Origin of the sequence: Mycobacterium riyadhense (assembly GCF_963853645.1) — a bacterium.
Lineage (GTDB): Bacteria > Actinomycetota > Actinomycetes > Mycobacteriales > Mycobacteriaceae > Mycobacterium > Mycobacterium riyadhense.
Genome location: NZ_OY970456.1, coordinates 4691083 through 4705930 on the forward strand (window position 1 = coordinate 4691083; position 14848 = coordinate 4705930).

A 14848-nucleotide genomic window follows, 5' to 3' on the forward strand; every position below is an offset into this window, starting at 1 on the left:
TAACGATCAAATAAATGCCACACGTGTCACTTGAGTCACATCTGTACCGCGATAGCTTCGAGCGCAGGCCCTATGGGGACCCTTCATCGACAACCAGGGAGAGTCATGCCAACCATCTGGACGTACGTACGCGCCGCCGCGGTCTTAGTCGGCTCGTCCGCCGCACTACTGACGGGCGGTATCGCCCACGCAGACCCGGCACCGGCGCCGGCGCCTGCTCCCAACCTTCCGCAGCAGCTGATCAGTTCGGCCGCCAACGCGCCCCAAATCCTGCAAAACCTCGCTACGGCTCTGGGCGCCACCCCGCCGCTGGCCGCGCCCAGAGCGCCCGACCCCGCACCCGGCGTGACCTCCCTGATCCCCGGATTGACGCCGGCCGCGCCGGCGGCTCCCGCCACCCCACCCGCGACGGTTCCCTCGATTCCCGGGGTCAACACGCCGATCCCGGGGATCACCGCACCGGCACCCGCTGCGGCCGCACCCGCGCCCGCGGCAATTCCATCGATTCCGGGGGTGAACACTCCGATTCCGGGGCTCACGGCACCAGCCGCAGCCGCGCCAGCTCCCGCACCTGCGACACCGCCCATTCCCGGGGTGAACACTCCGATCCCAGGGATTACCGCGCCGCTGGCGCCCGCGGCGGCTCCGGTGGCGCCCGCGGCGGCGCTTCCCGGCCTGGCGTCGGCGATTCCGGGTCTTGCCCAGGCCGCGCTGCCGGGGCTGGCATCGGGCGCCATTCCGGGATTGCCGGTCGCTGGTGCCCCCACGCCAGCTGCGCCGTCGAATCAACCGCAGACGTTGCTCGCCGCACTGCCCTGAGCGACCTGTTAGACGGCTGACCATCACCTAAGACCGGAGAACACCGTGGCAAGCACTTGGAGTCTGTCCACAGGTTTGGCCGCAGTCGTCGTCACATCGGCTGCCGCGCTCGCGCTTTGTCCGAGCGCGGCAGCCGACCCCGCGACACCGCCGCCGAACCCCGCCCAACAGCTACCGGGTCTGCCGGCCTTGACCCAATTGAGTCCGATAATCCAGCAAGCGGCCAGCAACCCGGCCCAGGCGACGCAGCTGCTCATGGCGGCGGCGCAAGCATTCACCCACAGCCCGACGGCACCGACCGAGTCGAAGAACGTCGCCTCGTCGGTGAACCAGTTTGTGGCGGACCCGAACAACCCTGCTCCAGCGGGGGTCACACCACCCGAGGCCGGCCCGGTTCCGCACCTGCCACCAGTAGGTGTGGAGCCCGGCACGCTTGCGCATCTACCGACGGGTATCGATCCATCCCACGCGGCAGGCCCGGCGCCCGCTGGGGCGCCGCTGGCTACTCCTCCGGTTGCGGTACCGCCCGCTGCCGCACTGGTACCCGGGGCCCAAACAGCTTCGGTACCCGCCGCCGTACCCGCGCCGGCTCCTGCTCCGGCTCCTGCGCCGGCCCCAGCGCCGGCCCCGGGTTTCGGACCGGACGCTCCACCCACGCAGGACTTCATATATCCCTCGATCGGCACCAATTGCCTGGGGGACGGCACTAACTCGATCGCGACCGCACTGTCGGTGGCGGGTCCGGCCACTATCCCGGCGCCAGGGCCCGGACCCGGCCAGACGGCCTATGTGTTCACCGCGGTGGGCACCCCTGGCCCCGCCGAGGTGCAGCGGCTGCCCTTGAACGTGACGTGGGTGAACCTGACCACCGGAAAGTCCGGGAGCGCCACACTCAAGCCGCGCGCCGACATCAACCCGGAGGGTCCCACAACCTTGACCGTCATTGCCGACACCGGTTCGGGCAGCATCATGTCGACGATCTTCGGTCAGGTCACCACCAAGGACCGGCAGTGCCAGTTCATGCCCACGATCGGCTCAACGGTGGTGCCGTAGAGCGCAAGCCCGGTCCAGGTCCGCCAGGGTGCGCAAATGTACGCGGTTGACGGCGTGTCGTGGTACAGACGCGCACGCTCGCGCCGTCGCGAACGCGTCAGTAGGCCATGAACAAGATGGCGTCCCGGTCGTACTCCAAGCCGGGGTGAACGCTGGCGAGGTGGGCCTGCGTCAGGTCGACCAGCTCGTCCTCGTCCTTGCCGACAATGGCTTCGCCGCACGGACACGTTATGTGTGTCTTCACGTTGCCGCCTTTCCCTTGGCCTTTGCCTTCATCCGCTTCTTGTATGACCGCACCTGCCCAAGGGACTGGGCGTCGACGATATCGGCTACCGACACATACGTGCCGGGCTTGCCATAGTCCCCCGCGGCAGCCTGCCAACCTTTCGGCGTCACATCGTATTGCTTGCCAAGTAACGCCAGAAAGATCTGCGCCTTCTGCTCGCCGAAACCGGGTAGCCCCTTGAGCCGCCGCAGCAGCTCTTTGCCGTCGGGCTCGCCGGCGGTCCACAACGCGGCGGCGTCCCCGTCGTAACGGTCCACAATGATCTGCGCGAGCGCCTGGATGCGTTTGGCCATCGATCCCGGAAACCGGTGAATGGCAGGTCTTTCCGAGCACAGCGCGGCGAATTTGTCCGGGTCGTAGTCGGCGATCTGGCCGGCGTCGAAGCCACCCATCCGATCCGCGATCTTCTTGGGCCCCGAGAAGGCGGTTTCCATCGGCACCTGCTGATCAAGCAGCATCCCGACGAGCAACGCGAATGGGTTGGAGTCCAACAGGGCATCGGCTGCCGGTTCTTGGACAAGCTGCAGTTTCGGCACCAGCCCAGTGTAGAGCTGTGGTGGTGAGCCGGACGGTGTGCTCGTCGGCGTATCTGGCGGAAACACTGACATGTGCGGCCGAACCGACGATCATGAAAACTATTCGATCGATTGACGATCACCCCTGGGAGAGTCACGGTGTCGTATGTGATGGCAGTCCCCGACCTGCTGGCGGCGGCGACAACGGATTTGCAGGGCATCGGTTCGGCGCTGAACACGGCCAACTCCGCGGCCGCAGCCCCGACGGCGGCACTGCTGGCCGCGGGCGGCGACGACGTGTCGGCGGCGATTGCCGCGGTGTTTTCCGGATATGCGCTCGACTATCACGCGCTCAGCACCCAGGCAGCGGCTTTTCATGAACGGTTCGTGCTGGCGTTGGCCGGCGCCGGGCGCATCTATGGGGCCGCTGAGTCGGCGAACGCCGCGCCGCTGCAGGCCCTGCAGCAAGACGTGCTGAGTTTGGTAAACGCACCAACCCAGGCCCTGCTGGGGCGGCCGCTGATCGGCAACGGCGCCAACGGGGCGGCGCCCGGGCAGGCCGGCGGACCCGGCGGATTGTTGTATGGCAACGGGGGTAATGGCGCGGCCGGCGTGAACCCGGGAGTGGCCGGGGGTGCCGGCGGCGCTGCCGGATTGATTGGCAACGGCGGCCTGGGCGGTGCCGGCGGAGCCGGCGCGGCCGGCGGATCCGGCGGTGCCGGTGGGTGGTGGTATGGCAACGGCGGCGGAGGCGGGGCAGGTGGGGACGGCACAGCGGGCGGGCCGGGCCTCAACGGCCACAACGGCGGAGCCGGTGGCGCCGGCGGCGCCGCCGGCCTGTGGGGCAGCGGCGGGTCCGGCGGGGTCGGCGGGACCGGCGGGTCCGCCGGTCCCACCGACCCGGGCAAGACTGGCGGTGTCAGCGCCGGGAGCGGCGGCACTGGCGGCACCGGCGGGCATGCCGGCTGGCTGTCCGGCGCCGGCGGGGCCGGCGGACAAGGTGGGGACGGCGGAAGCGGGAACGCAGCCAACCGCGATAACTACGGCGGCGTCGGCGGCGCGGGCGGAAACGGCGGCGGCGCCGGGCTGTTCGGTACCGGTGGGAACGGCGGGGCCGGCGGGGCCGGCGGGGTCAGCGGGGCCCAGGAAAGCGCCGCCGGCAACGGCGGCAACGGAGGCAACGGCGGGGCCGGCGGATGGTTGTATGGCAGCGCCGGGACCGGCGGACACGGCGGGGTGGGCGGGAATGCAATCGCCGCCGGTTTGTTTGGCGGCGACGGTGGTGCCGGGGGTGCCGGCGGCGCCGCCGGATTGTTCGGTGACGGTGGGGCCGCAGGTGCTGGCGGAGCTGGCGGGGAGAGCACCACAACCGGTGCCGGCAGCGGCGGGACCGGCGGTACCGGCGGAGGCGGCGGGAGGCTGATCGGCAACGGCGGCGCCGGCGGACAAGGTGGAGTCGGCGGAGCCCAGACCTCGAGCGCCGCCACCGGTACCGCCGGCACTGGCGGAACCGGCGGCACCGGCGGCGTGGCTGGGTGGCTGTACGGCAATGGCGGCGCCGGCGGAGCCGGTGGCGCCGGCGGAGCGAATGCTTCCTCTGCCAACATCGCTGGCGGCAACGGTGGTAACGGTGGTAACGGCGGGGCGGCTCAGCTGATCGGCGCCGGCGGGATCGGCGGGATGGCCGGGGCCGGCGGCACCGGCGGGAACGGCGGAGCCGACGGACTCGGCGGCGTCTCTGGAACCGGCGGTCGGCTCTACGGCGGGGCGCCCCTCGAATTCTCAGCGCGCCCGTTGATCGGTGATGGCGCCGATGCAGCACCGGGTACGGGGCAGGCCGGCGGTACGGGAGGTTGGTTGTACGGCAACGGCGGGGCCGGCGGGTCCGGCGCGCCCGGGCAGGCCGGCGGTGCTGGGGGTGCCGCCGGGTTGATCGGCAACGGCGGCCCTGGTGGGGCCGGTGGTGCCGGTGCGTCCGGTGGGGCCGGTGGTACCGGCGGCTGGCTCTATGGCAACGGTGGGGCCGGTGGCTCCGGCGGTAGCGGGATAGCGGGCCTACCCGGCTTCAACGGTGGTAACGGCGGCAATGGTGGTCCCGGCGGTGCCGGCGGGTGGTGGGGCAGCGGTGGTGTCGGCGGGAACGCTGGCACCGGCGCGATCGCCGGCGGCAGTGACGGCACCAGCACGGGCCGCGTCGCCGGCAGCGGCGGCAATGGCGGCGACGGTGGTGGCGGCGGTTGGCTGTTCGGCGACGCTGGGGCTGGGGGGCAAGGTGGTTCCGGCGGGGACGCCGGTACCCCCGGTGCCGGCGGCAGCGGCGGGTCCGGGGGCAGCGGTGGTGCGGCCGGGTTGATCGGGGCCGGCGGGGCGGGCGCATCCGGCGGCGCCGGCGGCTCCGGAGGTACCGTCGGCGGCAACGGCGGCCAGGGCGGCCATGGCGGCCATGGCGGGTGGTTGAGCGGCGACGCTGCGACGGGCGGGCAAGGTGGAGTCGGTGGGGACGCGAACTTGCATGGCGGCAGCGGCGGCGCGGGCGGTGCCGGCGGCGCCGCCAGCTTGTTCGGTGACGGCGCGCCCGGCGCGGCCGGCGGAGACGGTGGGCACACGACGCGGTCCGGCCCGAGCACCGGCGGCACCGGCGGGGCCGGCGGGTCCGGCGGCTGGCTAGTCGGCAACGGTGGGACCGGGGGGCAAGGTGGGGTAGGCGGGGCCTCGACACTATTCGGCGCCGGCACCGGCGGCGCCGGCGGCAGCGGCGGCATCGGCGGGTGGCTGTCCGGCGCCGGCGGCGCCGGCGGTGTCGGCGGCACCGGCGGCGCTACCGCCAGCGCCAACGGGAACGGCGGTAATGGTGGCAACGGCGGAAACGGTGGGGCCGCCCAAGTGGTCGGTGACGGCGGCGACGGCGGGGCCGGCGGATCCGCCGGGAACAACACCGCTGGCGGGGACAGCGGGGTTGACGGGGTCAGTGGTGCTGGGGGTGCTGGTGGGCTGTTGAATGGCGCACCCGGGACCGGGGGTTAGCCGGCCGCTCCGCAACGGCAATTCGAATTCGCCTTTCCGGCCATGCTTTCGGAGGTTGCCAGCAACTGCGAGGCGATCTGCGGTCGCGAGCTAGCCGCTCTTGCGGCGGAATTCCCGGCGGTTCTCCACCGGACCGTGCGCCCGCGACTGCTTCCCGCCGCCGTCCTTGTGGTCGGATCCGCCCGTCGACTTCGCCATCTTGCGCTCGAGAGCTTCACGGAATTTGCGCTTGGTCTCGTCCTCGGGTGAGTTCTCCGCCATACCGGCAGCCTAGCCCGGCGACGATGCGCGCCGCGTAGCGGCGTGAGGAGAAGCCGGGCAATCGAGCCTAGGTCACCGCTTACCCGGGGGCATCCCATATACGTGCGAGATCGGCAGCGTCAGCAGCACCCGCCGATCGGTGACCATCGCCTGCCGGTAGTCGTCCCAGTCCGGATGCTCACCGGCGATATTGCGATACAAGGTGATCAGCGCCTCGACCGTGTCGTCGTCGGGGGCAGCCGCGGGAGGCGTCAGCTCCGCTGTGCCCTCGGCGACGGCATAGGACCAGCCGTCGTCGGCGTCGACAAGCAGCGAGGCGCGCGGGTCGCGGCGCAGGTTGCGCGTCTTGGCCCGGGGCTCGGTGATCGACACCTGCACAACCAGGTGGCGCGGGTCGAAGTGGTACTGCACGTTGGACAACTGGGGTCGCCCGTCACGCTTGATGGTCGCCAGCACACCGATGGAGTTTCCACTGATCACGGCCAACAGCTTGTCGTCGAAGACTTGGCGTCCCATGCCGAAAGCCTACGTCGCGCCCCGGCGTCCTGGTGAAATCGGATCATGACCCAATTCGCGGCATTTCTTCGCGGCGTCAACGTCGGAGGCGTCAACCTCAAAATGGCCGAGGTGGCCGCGGCGCTGACCGACGCCGGATTCGGCAACGTACGCACCATCCTGGCCAGCGGCAACGTGCTTCTCGAATCGTCGTCCAGCGTCGAGGCGGTACGGAACACGGCAGCAGCCGCGTTGCGGGCGAGGTTCGCCTACGACGCCTGGGTGTTGGCCTACGACATCGATACCGTGCGCACCATTGTTGAGGCATACCCGTTCGAACGCGAGGTGGACGGGTACCAGTCCTATGTCACGTTCGTTGCCGATGCCGATGTTCTCGACGAGCTCGCCGCGCTGGCAGCCGGTCCGAGCGAGAAGATCAGCCGTGGTGACGGTGTTATTTACTGGCAAGTACCGAAGGGCAGCACATTGGACAGCACCATAGGGCAGACGATGGGAAAGAAGCGTTACAAGTCGTCGACAACCACCCGCAACCTGCGGACGCTGAACAAGGTGCTGCGATGAAGGTCGACCTTAGCGGTGTCTCGGAGACGGCCCTACTGACGTTGAACGCGCGGGCTCGCGAAGCTCGCCGCCGCAACCCCATCATCGATGATCCGATGGCGATCGCTTTGGTCGATGCGATCGATTTCGATTTTGCGAAATTCGGCCCTCCCCGGCAGGACTTCGCGCTGCGAGCGCTGGCGTTCGACGCACAGGTGCGGTCCTACCTCGATGAGCACCCGACGGCCACCGTGGTCGCGCTCGCCGAGGGCCTGCAGACCAGTTTCTGGCGCTTGGATGCGGCGCTTCCAGACGGCCAATTCCGTTGGCTGACGGTTGATCTGCCACCGATCGTGGACGTCCGAACGCGGTTGCTCCCGACGTCGCCGCGGATCTCGGTGTGCGCTCAGTCTGCGTTGGACTACAGCTGGATGGATTCCGTCGACCCTGCCGGCGGGGTATTCATCACCGCCGAGGGTTTGCTGATGTATCTGCAGCCCGAGCAGGCGCTGGGACTAATCGCCGAGTGCGCCAAGAGATTTCCCGGCGGCCGACTGCTCTTCGATCTGCCGCCGACGTGGTTCGCCAGGTGGAGCCGTCTCGGTATCCGAACCTCGCTGCGCTACCGGATACCGCCGATGCCGTTCAGCCTCTCAGTTGCGCAGGCCGCGGATCTGGTGGGCACGGTACCGGGTGTGGTTGCGGCCCATGATCTGCGGTTACCACCGGGCCGCGGCGTGCTCTTCAACGCCGCGCTGTCAACCGTCTACCACATGAGCGTCTTCGACACGCTGCGTCCGTGCCTGACCCTGCTGGAGTTCGGTTAGTTACTCATCAGGCACGTTGGTGAGGTAGCGAATCGCGTCGGACTTGGTCAGGCCGAGCGCTCGGGCCACTTCGACGTATTCCTTGGCCGCCGCCGCCATCGCCGCATCGGTCGGGTCGAAACGGGAGATGAAAGTGCCGAACCGGCCGCGGGTTTCCACGATCGCCGCCGACTCCAGCTCGCGGTAGGCGCGAGCCACGGTATTGGCGGCCACGCCAAGCTGACCGGCCAGGTCGCGCACCGTCGGCAACCGCGTGCCGGGCGGCAACGCACCGGCTCGGACTCCATCAATGACCTGGGTTCTGAGTTGATCGAACAAAGGCTTGCCAGCCTTCACGTCGACCCGTAACCAATCCCGCAGCTCCACGTACCAAGTATCTACCAAGCCCGGCTATGTTTGTGGGATGCGAGTGACGGTGCTCAGCGGCGCGGGAATCTCCGCGGAGAGCGGCGTCCCCACATTCCGCGACGACAAGAACGGGTTGTGGGCCCGCTTCGACCCTTACGAGCTGTCCAGCACGCAAGGGTGGGAGCGCAATCCCGAGCGCGTCTGGGGGTGGTACCTGTGGCGCCACTACCTCGTGGCCACCGTCGAACCCAATGACGGGCACCGGGCGATCGCGGCGTGGCAGGACCACGTCGAGGTCAGCGTCATCACCCAGAATGTCGACGACCTACACGAGCGCGCCGGCAGCAATCCCGTGCATCACCTGCACGGCAGTCTTTTTGAATTCCGTTGCGCGCGTTGCGGCGTGCCCTACCACGACCCGCTACCGGAGATGACCGAACCCACGATAGAAGTGGAACCACCGGTTTGCCTGAAATGCGGCGGCCTGATCCGTCCCGACATTGTGTGGTTCGGTGAGGCACTACCCGAAGGCCCGTGGCTCCAGGCCGTCGAGGCCACGGAAGCCGCCGACGTGATGGTCGTGGTCGGGACGTCCGCGATCGTCTACCCAGCAGCCGGGCTGCCCGAGCTGGCGCTCGCGCGCGGCACGGTCGTGATCGAGGTCAATCCTGAGCCCACACCGCTGACCAGAAATGCCACCCTCAGCATCCGCGAGTCGGCCAGCAAGGCATTGCCTGGATTGCTTGAACAATTGCCTGCCCTGCTCAAGTAACCGTCGAGTCTGCGCACAGATCGCGGTTTGTCCACAAAATTGCGCGCTCAGCGCAGTTTCGGCATGGCCGCGTCGGGGCGGCCGGCGAGTGTGCTGGCATGAGATCTCCGTTCATTGGTAGCGAAGCCGTGCGGAACGGCTCACTACGGCCCCACCAGCTGCGTTCTGGATACACAAGGGTGTTCCCGGATGTGTATATCCCGCGCACCCATCAAGAGCTCACATTGCGAGAAAAAGCGGTCGCGGGGTGGTTATGGTCGCATCGACAGGGCGTGCTCGCGGGTCTAACGGCGGCTTCCTGGCATGGATCCAAATGGATCGATGAACACCTGCCAATGGAGCTGATTTGGTCCAACGCGCGGCCTCCCCGCGGCATACAGACCTTCGATGTGACACTGCAGCCCAACGAATTTTACCTGGTCAACGGCCTCCCGGTGACCACACCGCAACGCACCGCGTACGACATTGGGCGCCGCAAGCCGATAGGCACCGCGATCGCCTACCTGGACGCGCTCATGGGGGCTACCGGCGTCAAGGCCCATGAAGTCGCCGAAATCGCGGAGCAGCATCTGGACTCAGCGCTAGAGCTCGTCGACACCGGTTCGCAGTCACTGAAAGAAACGTGGCTGCGGCTGTTGCTGATTCGCGCGGGCTTGCCGCGGCCGAAGATCCAGATCCCGGTGCTGACCAAAGACGGAGCTCAGGTGTACTACCTCGATATGGGTTGGGAGGGTTTAAAGGTCGCTGTCGAATACGACGGCGAGCATCATCGCCTCAACCGCGGGCAATACACAAGAGATGTTCGGCGCAGTGAGGCGTTAGAAAGGCTGGGCTGGCTCATCATCCGAGTGGTCGTAACTGATCGTCCCGGCGAAATCATTCGCCGAGTTCGCGATGCGTTGGAGTTTCGCGCATCGAAACTGCGCACAGATCGCGATTTGGCGTAAACCCCAGCGCTGAGCGCAGTCTCGGCGGGGAACTACGGACGATGCGCCCGGCCCAGCGCTAACTCCGACACCGGCAGCGGCGCCCACACCGGCAAAGTCCACTCCCGTCGCGCGGATTCCACCGCAAATCCCGCCTCAAGGATCGCGCGCTCGGTGTCGCGATGGGTGTGGCAATTGCCCATGATCTTCGGCCAGAACGTCGCGTCGACCAGGCGCTGCCACTTACCTCGGACGCCGGCACTGGCGACATGCTCGAGATACCGCAGTTGTCCGCCTGGCCGCAGCAACGAACGCAGGTGCTGCAAAACGCTGCGCTGGTCGCGCACCGAACACAGCACCAGTGAGCAGACAACGGCGTCGAACTGCTGCTCGTCGCTGAACTCCTCGACCGTTTCGTCGGTGACGACAACCGGAATCGGTGCGCCAACGGCGGCTTCGCGGGCTTTGGCCGCCAGCCGTGGCTCGGGTTCCACGGCGACCACCATCTCGACGGACTCCGGGTAGAAGACGAAGTTGGTCCCGCTCCCCGCACCGACTTCCAGTACCCGACCCGAGAGGCCGGCCAGATTCTCCCGACGCAGGGCCGTTACCGCTTTGGCTTCGTGGGCGGCAAAAACCGGCCAAACCCGGGCGAAGAACGGGTTGTGGACCCTAACAGCCACGGTCATTCGAGCAGTCCCCCTCCGATGGGCGGCGTGACAGCACCCATTCCACCAACTCCGCCGATGTGGCGCGCCCGCCAGTTTGGGCGCCAACCAGCCCAGCCACCATATGACCGCACAGGACCGCACCCAACACCCGGTCGGCGAAGGCATCGACATCGCCGAATGGCAAATGCGGCTTGGCGATCAGCAGGGCCGCCACCCCGTGCGCAGCGGTCCACAGTTCCAGGGCGATGGTAGTCGGATCGTCGCTGCGGTAGACGCCCTCATCCATGAGGGTCTGCACGGAAGCCCGCATGTGCTTAAACGCCGAGCTGTCCAGGGCGATATCGACATTGCTTCCCGACCGCCACTCACCCATCGTCGCGAGCCGATACAGCTCAGGAGTCTGTACGGCAAACCGCACATAGGCCAGCCCTTGGGCCCGCAACACGTCCACCGTGGACTGTTGCCCGGCAGATGCCACCTGCTCCATTGCCTGGTCGAGTCTGGCCAAATAGCGTGCGCACACCGCGTCCAGCAGCGCGTCCTTGTCCTCAAAGTGCAGGTAGATCGACGGCGGTGTCACGCCGACGCGTTGCGCCACCGATCGGATCGATACCGCCCTTGCCTGCCCCGTCTCCAGCAGCAGCTCGGTGGCGGCATCCAGGATTTCGTGGCGGAGGAGATCACCGGACCCACGTGGGGCGCGCGAGCGGCGCAAGCCAGCCGTCGAGACGTCAACCATCGCGCGTCACCGAGGCGGGAATCGGCGGCTCCTCGCGCGTCGTCGCGGCGGCACCGGGCGCCTGGAACGCCACCGACTTTTCTGAGGCTTCGCTGATGCCGAACCGTTCGTGCAGCCACACCAGCGGCTTGGGCGCCCACCAGTTCCACCGGCCCATCACATGCATGAACGCCGGCACCAGCACCATCCGCACCAGGGTCGCGTCGGCGGCCACGGCCAGGGTCAGGCCCAGGCCGAACATCCGCATGAACGACACATGCGCGGCGATCAGCGCGGCGAACGACATCGACATCACCAACGCGGCCGCGGTGATCACCCGCCCGGTGCGGGCCACGCCGTGCGCCACGGCCTCGTCGTTGGCCGCGTGCGCCGCTTTTGCGGTTGGCTTTGCGGGTCGGTACTCCAACCAGTACTCCCGGATCCTGGAGATCAGGAACACCTCGTAGTCCATGGACAACCCAAATGCGATGCAGAACAACAGGACCGGCATGTTCGCCACCAGCGTCCCACTCGGGGTCGTTCCCAGCGCGCCAAGATGGCCCTCCTGGAAGATCCACACGAGCGCGCCGAACGCCGCGGTTAACGACAGCACATTGCACATCAGCGCCTTGACCGGCAGCACCACGCTGCCGGTAAGCAAGAACAGCAACACGAACGTGATGGTGGCCATCAGCCCAAGCACGAGCGGCAATCGATCCGTCACGGCGTCGACGCTGTCGCGGTTGACCTGCGCGACACCACCCATGTCGACGGATCGGCCGGCGGGGCCGGGCACCGCGTGCAACCGCTCGAGCTGTACGTCGGAGGCATGCGAAAACAGCGGCGCGTTGCTGTCCACGGTCAGAAATGCGCTGCCGTCGGCCAACCCAGTGGCCGCGGCCGGTGGTCCCACCCGGTTTCCGCCCACGAACGTGCCACTCGGCGCGCTCACCGCCGACACGTCGGGAACCCGCGACAAGCTGGCGGCATAGGTGTCCAGATCCGCCGGGTTCAGGCCACGCATATCGGGGATAACGACGGGCACCGCCGTCGCCGAATCGTGCGCGAAACCGGTGCGCAGCCGGTCACCGACCTCATGCGACGACGCCGAAGTCGGTAGCACTCGGTCGTCCGGGAAACCCCACTTCACCGAGAAGAACGGAAGGCCGAGCAACAGCAGTAGCGCCATGACGGCCAGACCGCTCGGCAGCCAGCGACGCATCACGAACTTGCTTGAGCGGTACCAGAACAGCTCCTCGACCGGCTTGTGCACCGGATCGGGGCGGCTTAACACCCGACGCACCAGTCGCCGCACGTCGAGTGAGTCCAGCCGGGGGCCCAGCAGCACGATCGCAGCCGGGGTTATCACGATGGACGCGGTTGCAACGAATGCCACGGTGGCCACGCCGGCGTAGGCGAACGACTTCAGGAAGTACATCGGGAACGCCACCGTCGCCGACATCGACAACGCCACGGTGACCGCGGAGAACAGCACGGTGCGTCCGGACGTGACCATGGTCCGGATCAGCGCGGTGTCCCGGTCACTGCCCTCGGCCAGCTCGTCGCGATAGCGGCTGACGATCAGCAGCGTGTAGTCGATGGCCAGCGCCAAACCCATGGCGGTACTCAGGTTGAGCGCGAAGATCGACACCTCGGTGGTAAACGTGACCAGCCGCAACACCGCCATCGAACCGACGACGGCCAGCGCACCGAGGGCCATAGGCAATGCCGCCGCCAACAGTCCACCGAACACCCAAACCAGCACCAGGAAGCTGAGCGGAATCGCGATGATCTCCATGACCACCAGGTCGTCCTGGTTTTGCTTGTTGATCTGGGCATACTGCATCGCCGGGCCACCGGCCCGGACGGTAACGCCGTCCCGATCGTGGACAAATTGGTCCGACAGGTATTGAGCGTTTTTCTGCGCGTAGTTTTCGCCGCCTCTGAGGTTGATCACGATCAACCCCGACTTGCCGTCCGTGCTGACCAGGTCGACCGCGGCGGCCGCTGGCACGGTCCACGCCGAGGACACGTTGTACACCAACGGCGACCGCTGCAATTGTTCGACGAGATCGGTGCCAACGCGGCGGGCCTGCTCGCTGTTGGCGCCTCCGGGCGCGGTCACCAGGATCAGCATCTGCTGACCGCTCTGCCCGAACTTGTCGGTAAGGACGCTAATGGCTTTGGCCGATTCCGAGTTCGGATCTTGGAAACCCCCGGGAGACAGGCTCTGGGCAACCGGGATGCCGAAGATCGCTGCGGCGATGAAGATCAGGAGCCCGACCGCGATGATTCTTCGCGGTGCCGAAATGGCAAGTCGAGCAATCCCCTGAAGCATGTTGCGCCCTCCCGCCGGCCCCTATCCGCGATAACTTATCTGCGGTAAGTTACAGGTGTCAAACAGCCACTGTTCAAGGGACGAGCCCGGCGGCCTGATGGTTCACCTCGGCACAACGACCTGCGGGGAAATGACCCTACCGAGCGGTAAGAATTGCCACCATTTTCCGAATCGTGACTCAAAGAATCCTTAATGGAGACTTCTACGCTCAGTGCCATGTGGATCGACGACACGAGCGCCGACGTCATCAAGGCTGACTTCGAGGCTCTCTACCACGGCGACATGCTGGTAGAAGGCGAGACCTCTGAGCAGCTCGACGACTGGCACCCGTTGCCTACAGCAAGCTGAGCGACATCATGGGCATGCTTGCGCGGCTTCTCATGGCCGAACCCGCCATCACTCGTTGGTTTCGTCGATAGTGTCGTGGTTACTCCCTAGGTGAGCCCCCCGCCAGCGCGGGGGGTTTTCTGTTTGCCGCTTAACGCGGCGCCATCCGGATGGCGCCGTCCAGGCGGATGACCTCACCGTTGAGCATCGGGTTTTCGATGATGTGGATGGCCAGCGCGCCGTACTCGTCTGGATTCCCCAACCGCGACGGATGCGGCACCTGCTGGCCCAGGGAGGCCCTGGCTTCCTCGGGCAACGACGCCAGCAGGGGTGTGTCGAACAGGCCGGGAGCGATCGTAACCACCCGGATCTGCTTGCTGGCCAGGTCGCGGGCGATCGGCAGCGTCATGCCCACGACGCCGCCCTTGGACGCCGAGTAGGCCGCCTGACCGATCTGGCCGTCGAACGCCGCCACCGAGGCGGTGTTGATGATGACGCCGCGCTCTTCCCCGATGGGTTCCGCTTTGGCGATCCGCTCGGCGCCCAGCCGCAGCACGTTGAACGTGCCGACCAGATTGATGTCCACAATCTTGCGGAACGCATTCAGCGGGAAGACGCCGTCGCGGCTGAGGACCCGAATGGCGTTGCCGATACCGGCGCAATTGACGACGATCCGCAGCGGGCCCATCGCCTCCGCCTTATCCAGAGCACTGGTGACGCCGGCCTCGTCCGTGACATCGATTTGCGCAAATCGCGCGCGATCGCCGAGCCCGGCCACCACGTCCTCGCCCCGCAGGTCCAGCACGACGACCTGTGCGCCGGCGTCCAGCAGCCGCTTTGTGGTGGCCAGGCCCAAGCCTGATGCGCCGCCGGTGACGACGGCTACGGCGTCCCTGATCTCCATCCG

17 protein-coding genes are annotated in these 14848 nt (G+C 67.5%); 8 read left to right on the forward strand and 9 right to left on the reverse strand.

Annotated elements, in window-relative coordinates; translation table 11 throughout:
• Positions 1-105: 105 nt before the first annotated feature.
• Positions 106-819, forward strand: coding sequence for a hypothetical protein (locus tag AADZ78_RS20650; RefSeq protein WP_085252858.1), 714 nt, complete (start codon positions 106-108; stop codon positions 817-819).
• A 45-nt stretch (positions 820-864) separates the two neighbouring features.
• A complete protein-coding gene (locus AADZ78_RS20655; protein ID WP_085252857.1) occupies positions 865-1872 on the forward strand; it encodes a hypothetical protein in 1008 nt (335 codons plus the stop codon).
• A gap of 97 nt (positions 1873-1969) precedes the next feature.
• Here the strand turns inward: AADZ78_RS20655 and AADZ78_RS20660 are convergent, their stop codons facing one another.
• Both AADZ78_RS20660 and AADZ78_RS20665 read right to left on the reverse strand, forming a co-directional pair.
• Positions 1970-2116: a DUF1059 domain-containing protein gene (locus AADZ78_RS20660; RefSeq protein ID WP_085252856.1), complete on the reverse strand. Its 147-nt coding sequence runs from the start codon at positions 2114-2116 to the stop codon at positions 1970-1972.
• Positions 2113-2694 carry an HhH-GPD-type base excision DNA repair protein gene (locus AADZ78_RS20665; protein WP_085252883.1) on the reverse strand — a complete coding sequence of 194 codons (582 nt, stop codon included), beginning with the start codon at positions 2692-2694 and terminating at the stop codon, positions 2113-2115. The genes AADZ78_RS20660 and AADZ78_RS20665 overlap by 4 nt, the downstream gene beginning before the upstream one ends.
• Before the next feature lie 138 nt (positions 2695-2832).
• On the opposite strand from AADZ78_RS20665, the gene AADZ78_RS20670 reads away from it, so the two are divergent.
• Positions 2833-5697 (forward strand): PE family protein, encoded by a 2865-nt coding sequence (locus AADZ78_RS20670; protein ID WP_085252855.1) that lies wholly within the window; start codon positions 2833-2835, stop codon positions 5695-5697.
• A gap of 90 nt (positions 5698-5787) precedes the next feature.
• Here AADZ78_RS20670 and AADZ78_RS20675 read toward each other — a convergent pair whose 3' ends face one another.
• Positions 5788-5958 (reverse strand): DUF5302 domain-containing protein, encoded by a 171-nt coding sequence (locus tag AADZ78_RS20675; protein ID WP_139829017.1) that lies wholly within the window; start codon positions 5956-5958, stop codon positions 5788-5790.
• Between the two features lie 72 nt (positions 5959-6030).
• A complete protein-coding gene (locus tag AADZ78_RS20680; RefSeq protein ID WP_085252854.1) occupies positions 6031-6474 on the reverse strand; it encodes a PPOX class F420-dependent oxidoreductase in 444 nt (147 codons plus the stop codon).
• A gap of 45 nt (positions 6475-6519) precedes the next feature.
• Between AADZ78_RS20680 and AADZ78_RS20685 the strand changes: the two genes are divergently transcribed.
• Positions 6520-7035: a DUF1697 domain-containing protein gene (locus AADZ78_RS20685; protein WP_085252853.1), complete on the forward strand. Its 516-nt coding sequence runs from the start codon at positions 6520-6522 to the stop codon at positions 7033-7035.
• The gene (locus AADZ78_RS20690; RefSeq protein WP_085252852.1) at positions 7032-7841 is read left to right on the forward strand and encodes a class I SAM-dependent methyltransferase; all 810 of its coding nucleotides are present in this window, start codon (positions 7032-7034) and stop codon (positions 7839-7841) included. The genes AADZ78_RS20685 and AADZ78_RS20690 overlap by 4 nt, the downstream gene beginning before the upstream one ends.
• On the opposite strand, the gene AADZ78_RS20695 is transcribed toward AADZ78_RS20690, so the two are convergent.
• Entirely contained in the window at positions 7842-8207 is a 366-nt protein-coding gene (locus AADZ78_RS20695) for a GntR family transcriptional regulator (RefSeq protein WP_085252851.1), read from the reverse strand. It abuts the gene before it with no gap.
• A 37-nt stretch (positions 8208-8244) separates the two neighbouring features.
• On the opposite strand from AADZ78_RS20695, the gene AADZ78_RS20700 reads away from it, so the two are divergent.
• Positions 8245-8961, forward strand: a complete 717-nt coding sequence (locus tag AADZ78_RS20700) for an SIR2 family NAD-dependent protein deacylase (RefSeq protein ID WP_085252850.1) — start codon at positions 8245-8247, stop codon at positions 8959-8961.
• 98 nt (positions 8962-9059) lie between these two features.
• A complete protein-coding gene (locus AADZ78_RS20705) occupies positions 9060-9908 on the forward strand; it encodes an endonuclease domain-containing protein (protein ID WP_085252849.1) in 849 nt (282 codons plus the stop codon).
• 32 nt (positions 9909-9940) lie between these two features.
• Here AADZ78_RS20705 and AADZ78_RS20710 read toward each other — a convergent pair whose 3' ends face one another.
• The 3 genes from AADZ78_RS20710 to AADZ78_RS20720 are packed head-to-tail and all read right to left on the reverse strand — an operon-like array spanning position 9941 to position 13614.
• Entirely contained in the window at positions 9941-10576 is a 636-nt protein-coding gene (locus AADZ78_RS20710; protein WP_085252848.1) for a class I SAM-dependent methyltransferase, read from the reverse strand.
• Positions 10560-11297, reverse strand: a complete 738-nt coding sequence (locus AADZ78_RS20715; protein ID WP_085252847.1) for a TetR/AcrR family transcriptional regulator — start codon at positions 11295-11297, stop codon at positions 10560-10562. The genes AADZ78_RS20710 and AADZ78_RS20715 overlap by 17 nt, the downstream gene beginning before the upstream one ends.
• Complete coding sequence (locus AADZ78_RS20720) at positions 11290-13614, reverse strand: MMPL family transporter (protein WP_085252846.1); 2325 nt, start codon at positions 13612-13614, stop codon at positions 11290-11292. The genes AADZ78_RS20715 and AADZ78_RS20720 overlap by 8 nt, the downstream gene beginning before the upstream one ends.
• A 216-nt stretch (positions 13615-13830) precedes the next feature.
• Between AADZ78_RS20720 and AADZ78_RS20725 the strand changes: the two genes are divergently transcribed.
• Positions 13831-13962 (forward strand): hypothetical protein, encoded by a 132-nt coding sequence (locus tag AADZ78_RS20725; RefSeq protein WP_139829016.1) that lies wholly within the window; start codon positions 13831-13833, stop codon positions 13960-13962.
• Positions 13963-14092: 130 nt separating this feature from the next.
• On the opposite strand, the gene AADZ78_RS20730 is transcribed toward AADZ78_RS20725, so the two are convergent.
• Positions 14093-14845 (reverse strand): 3-hydroxyacyl-CoA dehydrogenase, encoded by a 753-nt coding sequence (locus tag AADZ78_RS20730; protein ID WP_085252844.1) that lies wholly within the window; start codon positions 14843-14845, stop codon positions 14093-14095.
• Positions 14846-14848: the final 3 nt, after the last annotated feature.

Coding starts and splice junctions, on each gene's coding strand:
- AADZ78_RS20730 (WP_085252844.1), bottom strand. CDS start 14,845: ATGGAGATCAGGGACGCCGTAGCCGTCGTCACCGGCGGCGCATCAGGC.
- AADZ78_RS20710 (WP_085252848.1), bottom strand. CDS start 10,576: ATGACCGTGGCTGTTAGGGTCCACAACCCGTTCTTCGCCCGGGTTTGG.
- AADZ78_RS20685 (WP_085252853.1), top strand. CDS start 6,520: ATGACCCAATTCGCGGCATTTCTTCGCGGCGTCAACGTCGGAGGCGTC.
- AADZ78_RS20720 (WP_085252846.1), bottom strand. CDS start 13,614: ATGCTTCAGGGGATTGCTCGACTTGCCATTTCGGCACCGCGAAGAATC.
- AADZ78_RS20725 (WP_139829016.1), top strand. CDS start 13,831: ATGTGGATCGACGACACGAGCGCCGACGTCATCAAGGCTGACTTCGAG.
- AADZ78_RS20690 (WP_085252852.1), top strand. CDS start 7,032: ATGAAGGTCGACCTTAGCGGTGTCTCGGAGACGGCCCTACTGACGTTG.
- AADZ78_RS20680 (WP_085252854.1), bottom strand. CDS start 6,474: ATGGGACGCCAAGTCTTCGACGACAAGCTGTTGGCCGTGATCAGTGGA.
- AADZ78_RS20700 (WP_085252850.1), top strand. CDS start 8,245: ATGCGAGTGACGGTGCTCAGCGGCGCGGGAATCTCCGCGGAGAGCGGC.
- AADZ78_RS20675 (WP_139829017.1), bottom strand. CDS start 5,958: ATGGCGGAGAACTCACCCGAGGACGAGACCAAGCGCAAATTCCGTGAA.
- AADZ78_RS20650 (WP_085252858.1), top strand. CDS start 106: ATGCCAACCATCTGGACGTACGTACGCGCCGCCGCGGTCTTAGTCGGC.
- AADZ78_RS20715 (WP_085252847.1), bottom strand. CDS start 11,297: ATGGTTGACGTCTCGACGGCTGGCTTGCGCCGCTCGCGCGCCCCACGT.
- AADZ78_RS20705 (WP_085252849.1), top strand. CDS start 9,060: ATGAGATCTCCGTTCATTGGTAGCGAAGCCGTGCGGAACGGCTCACTA.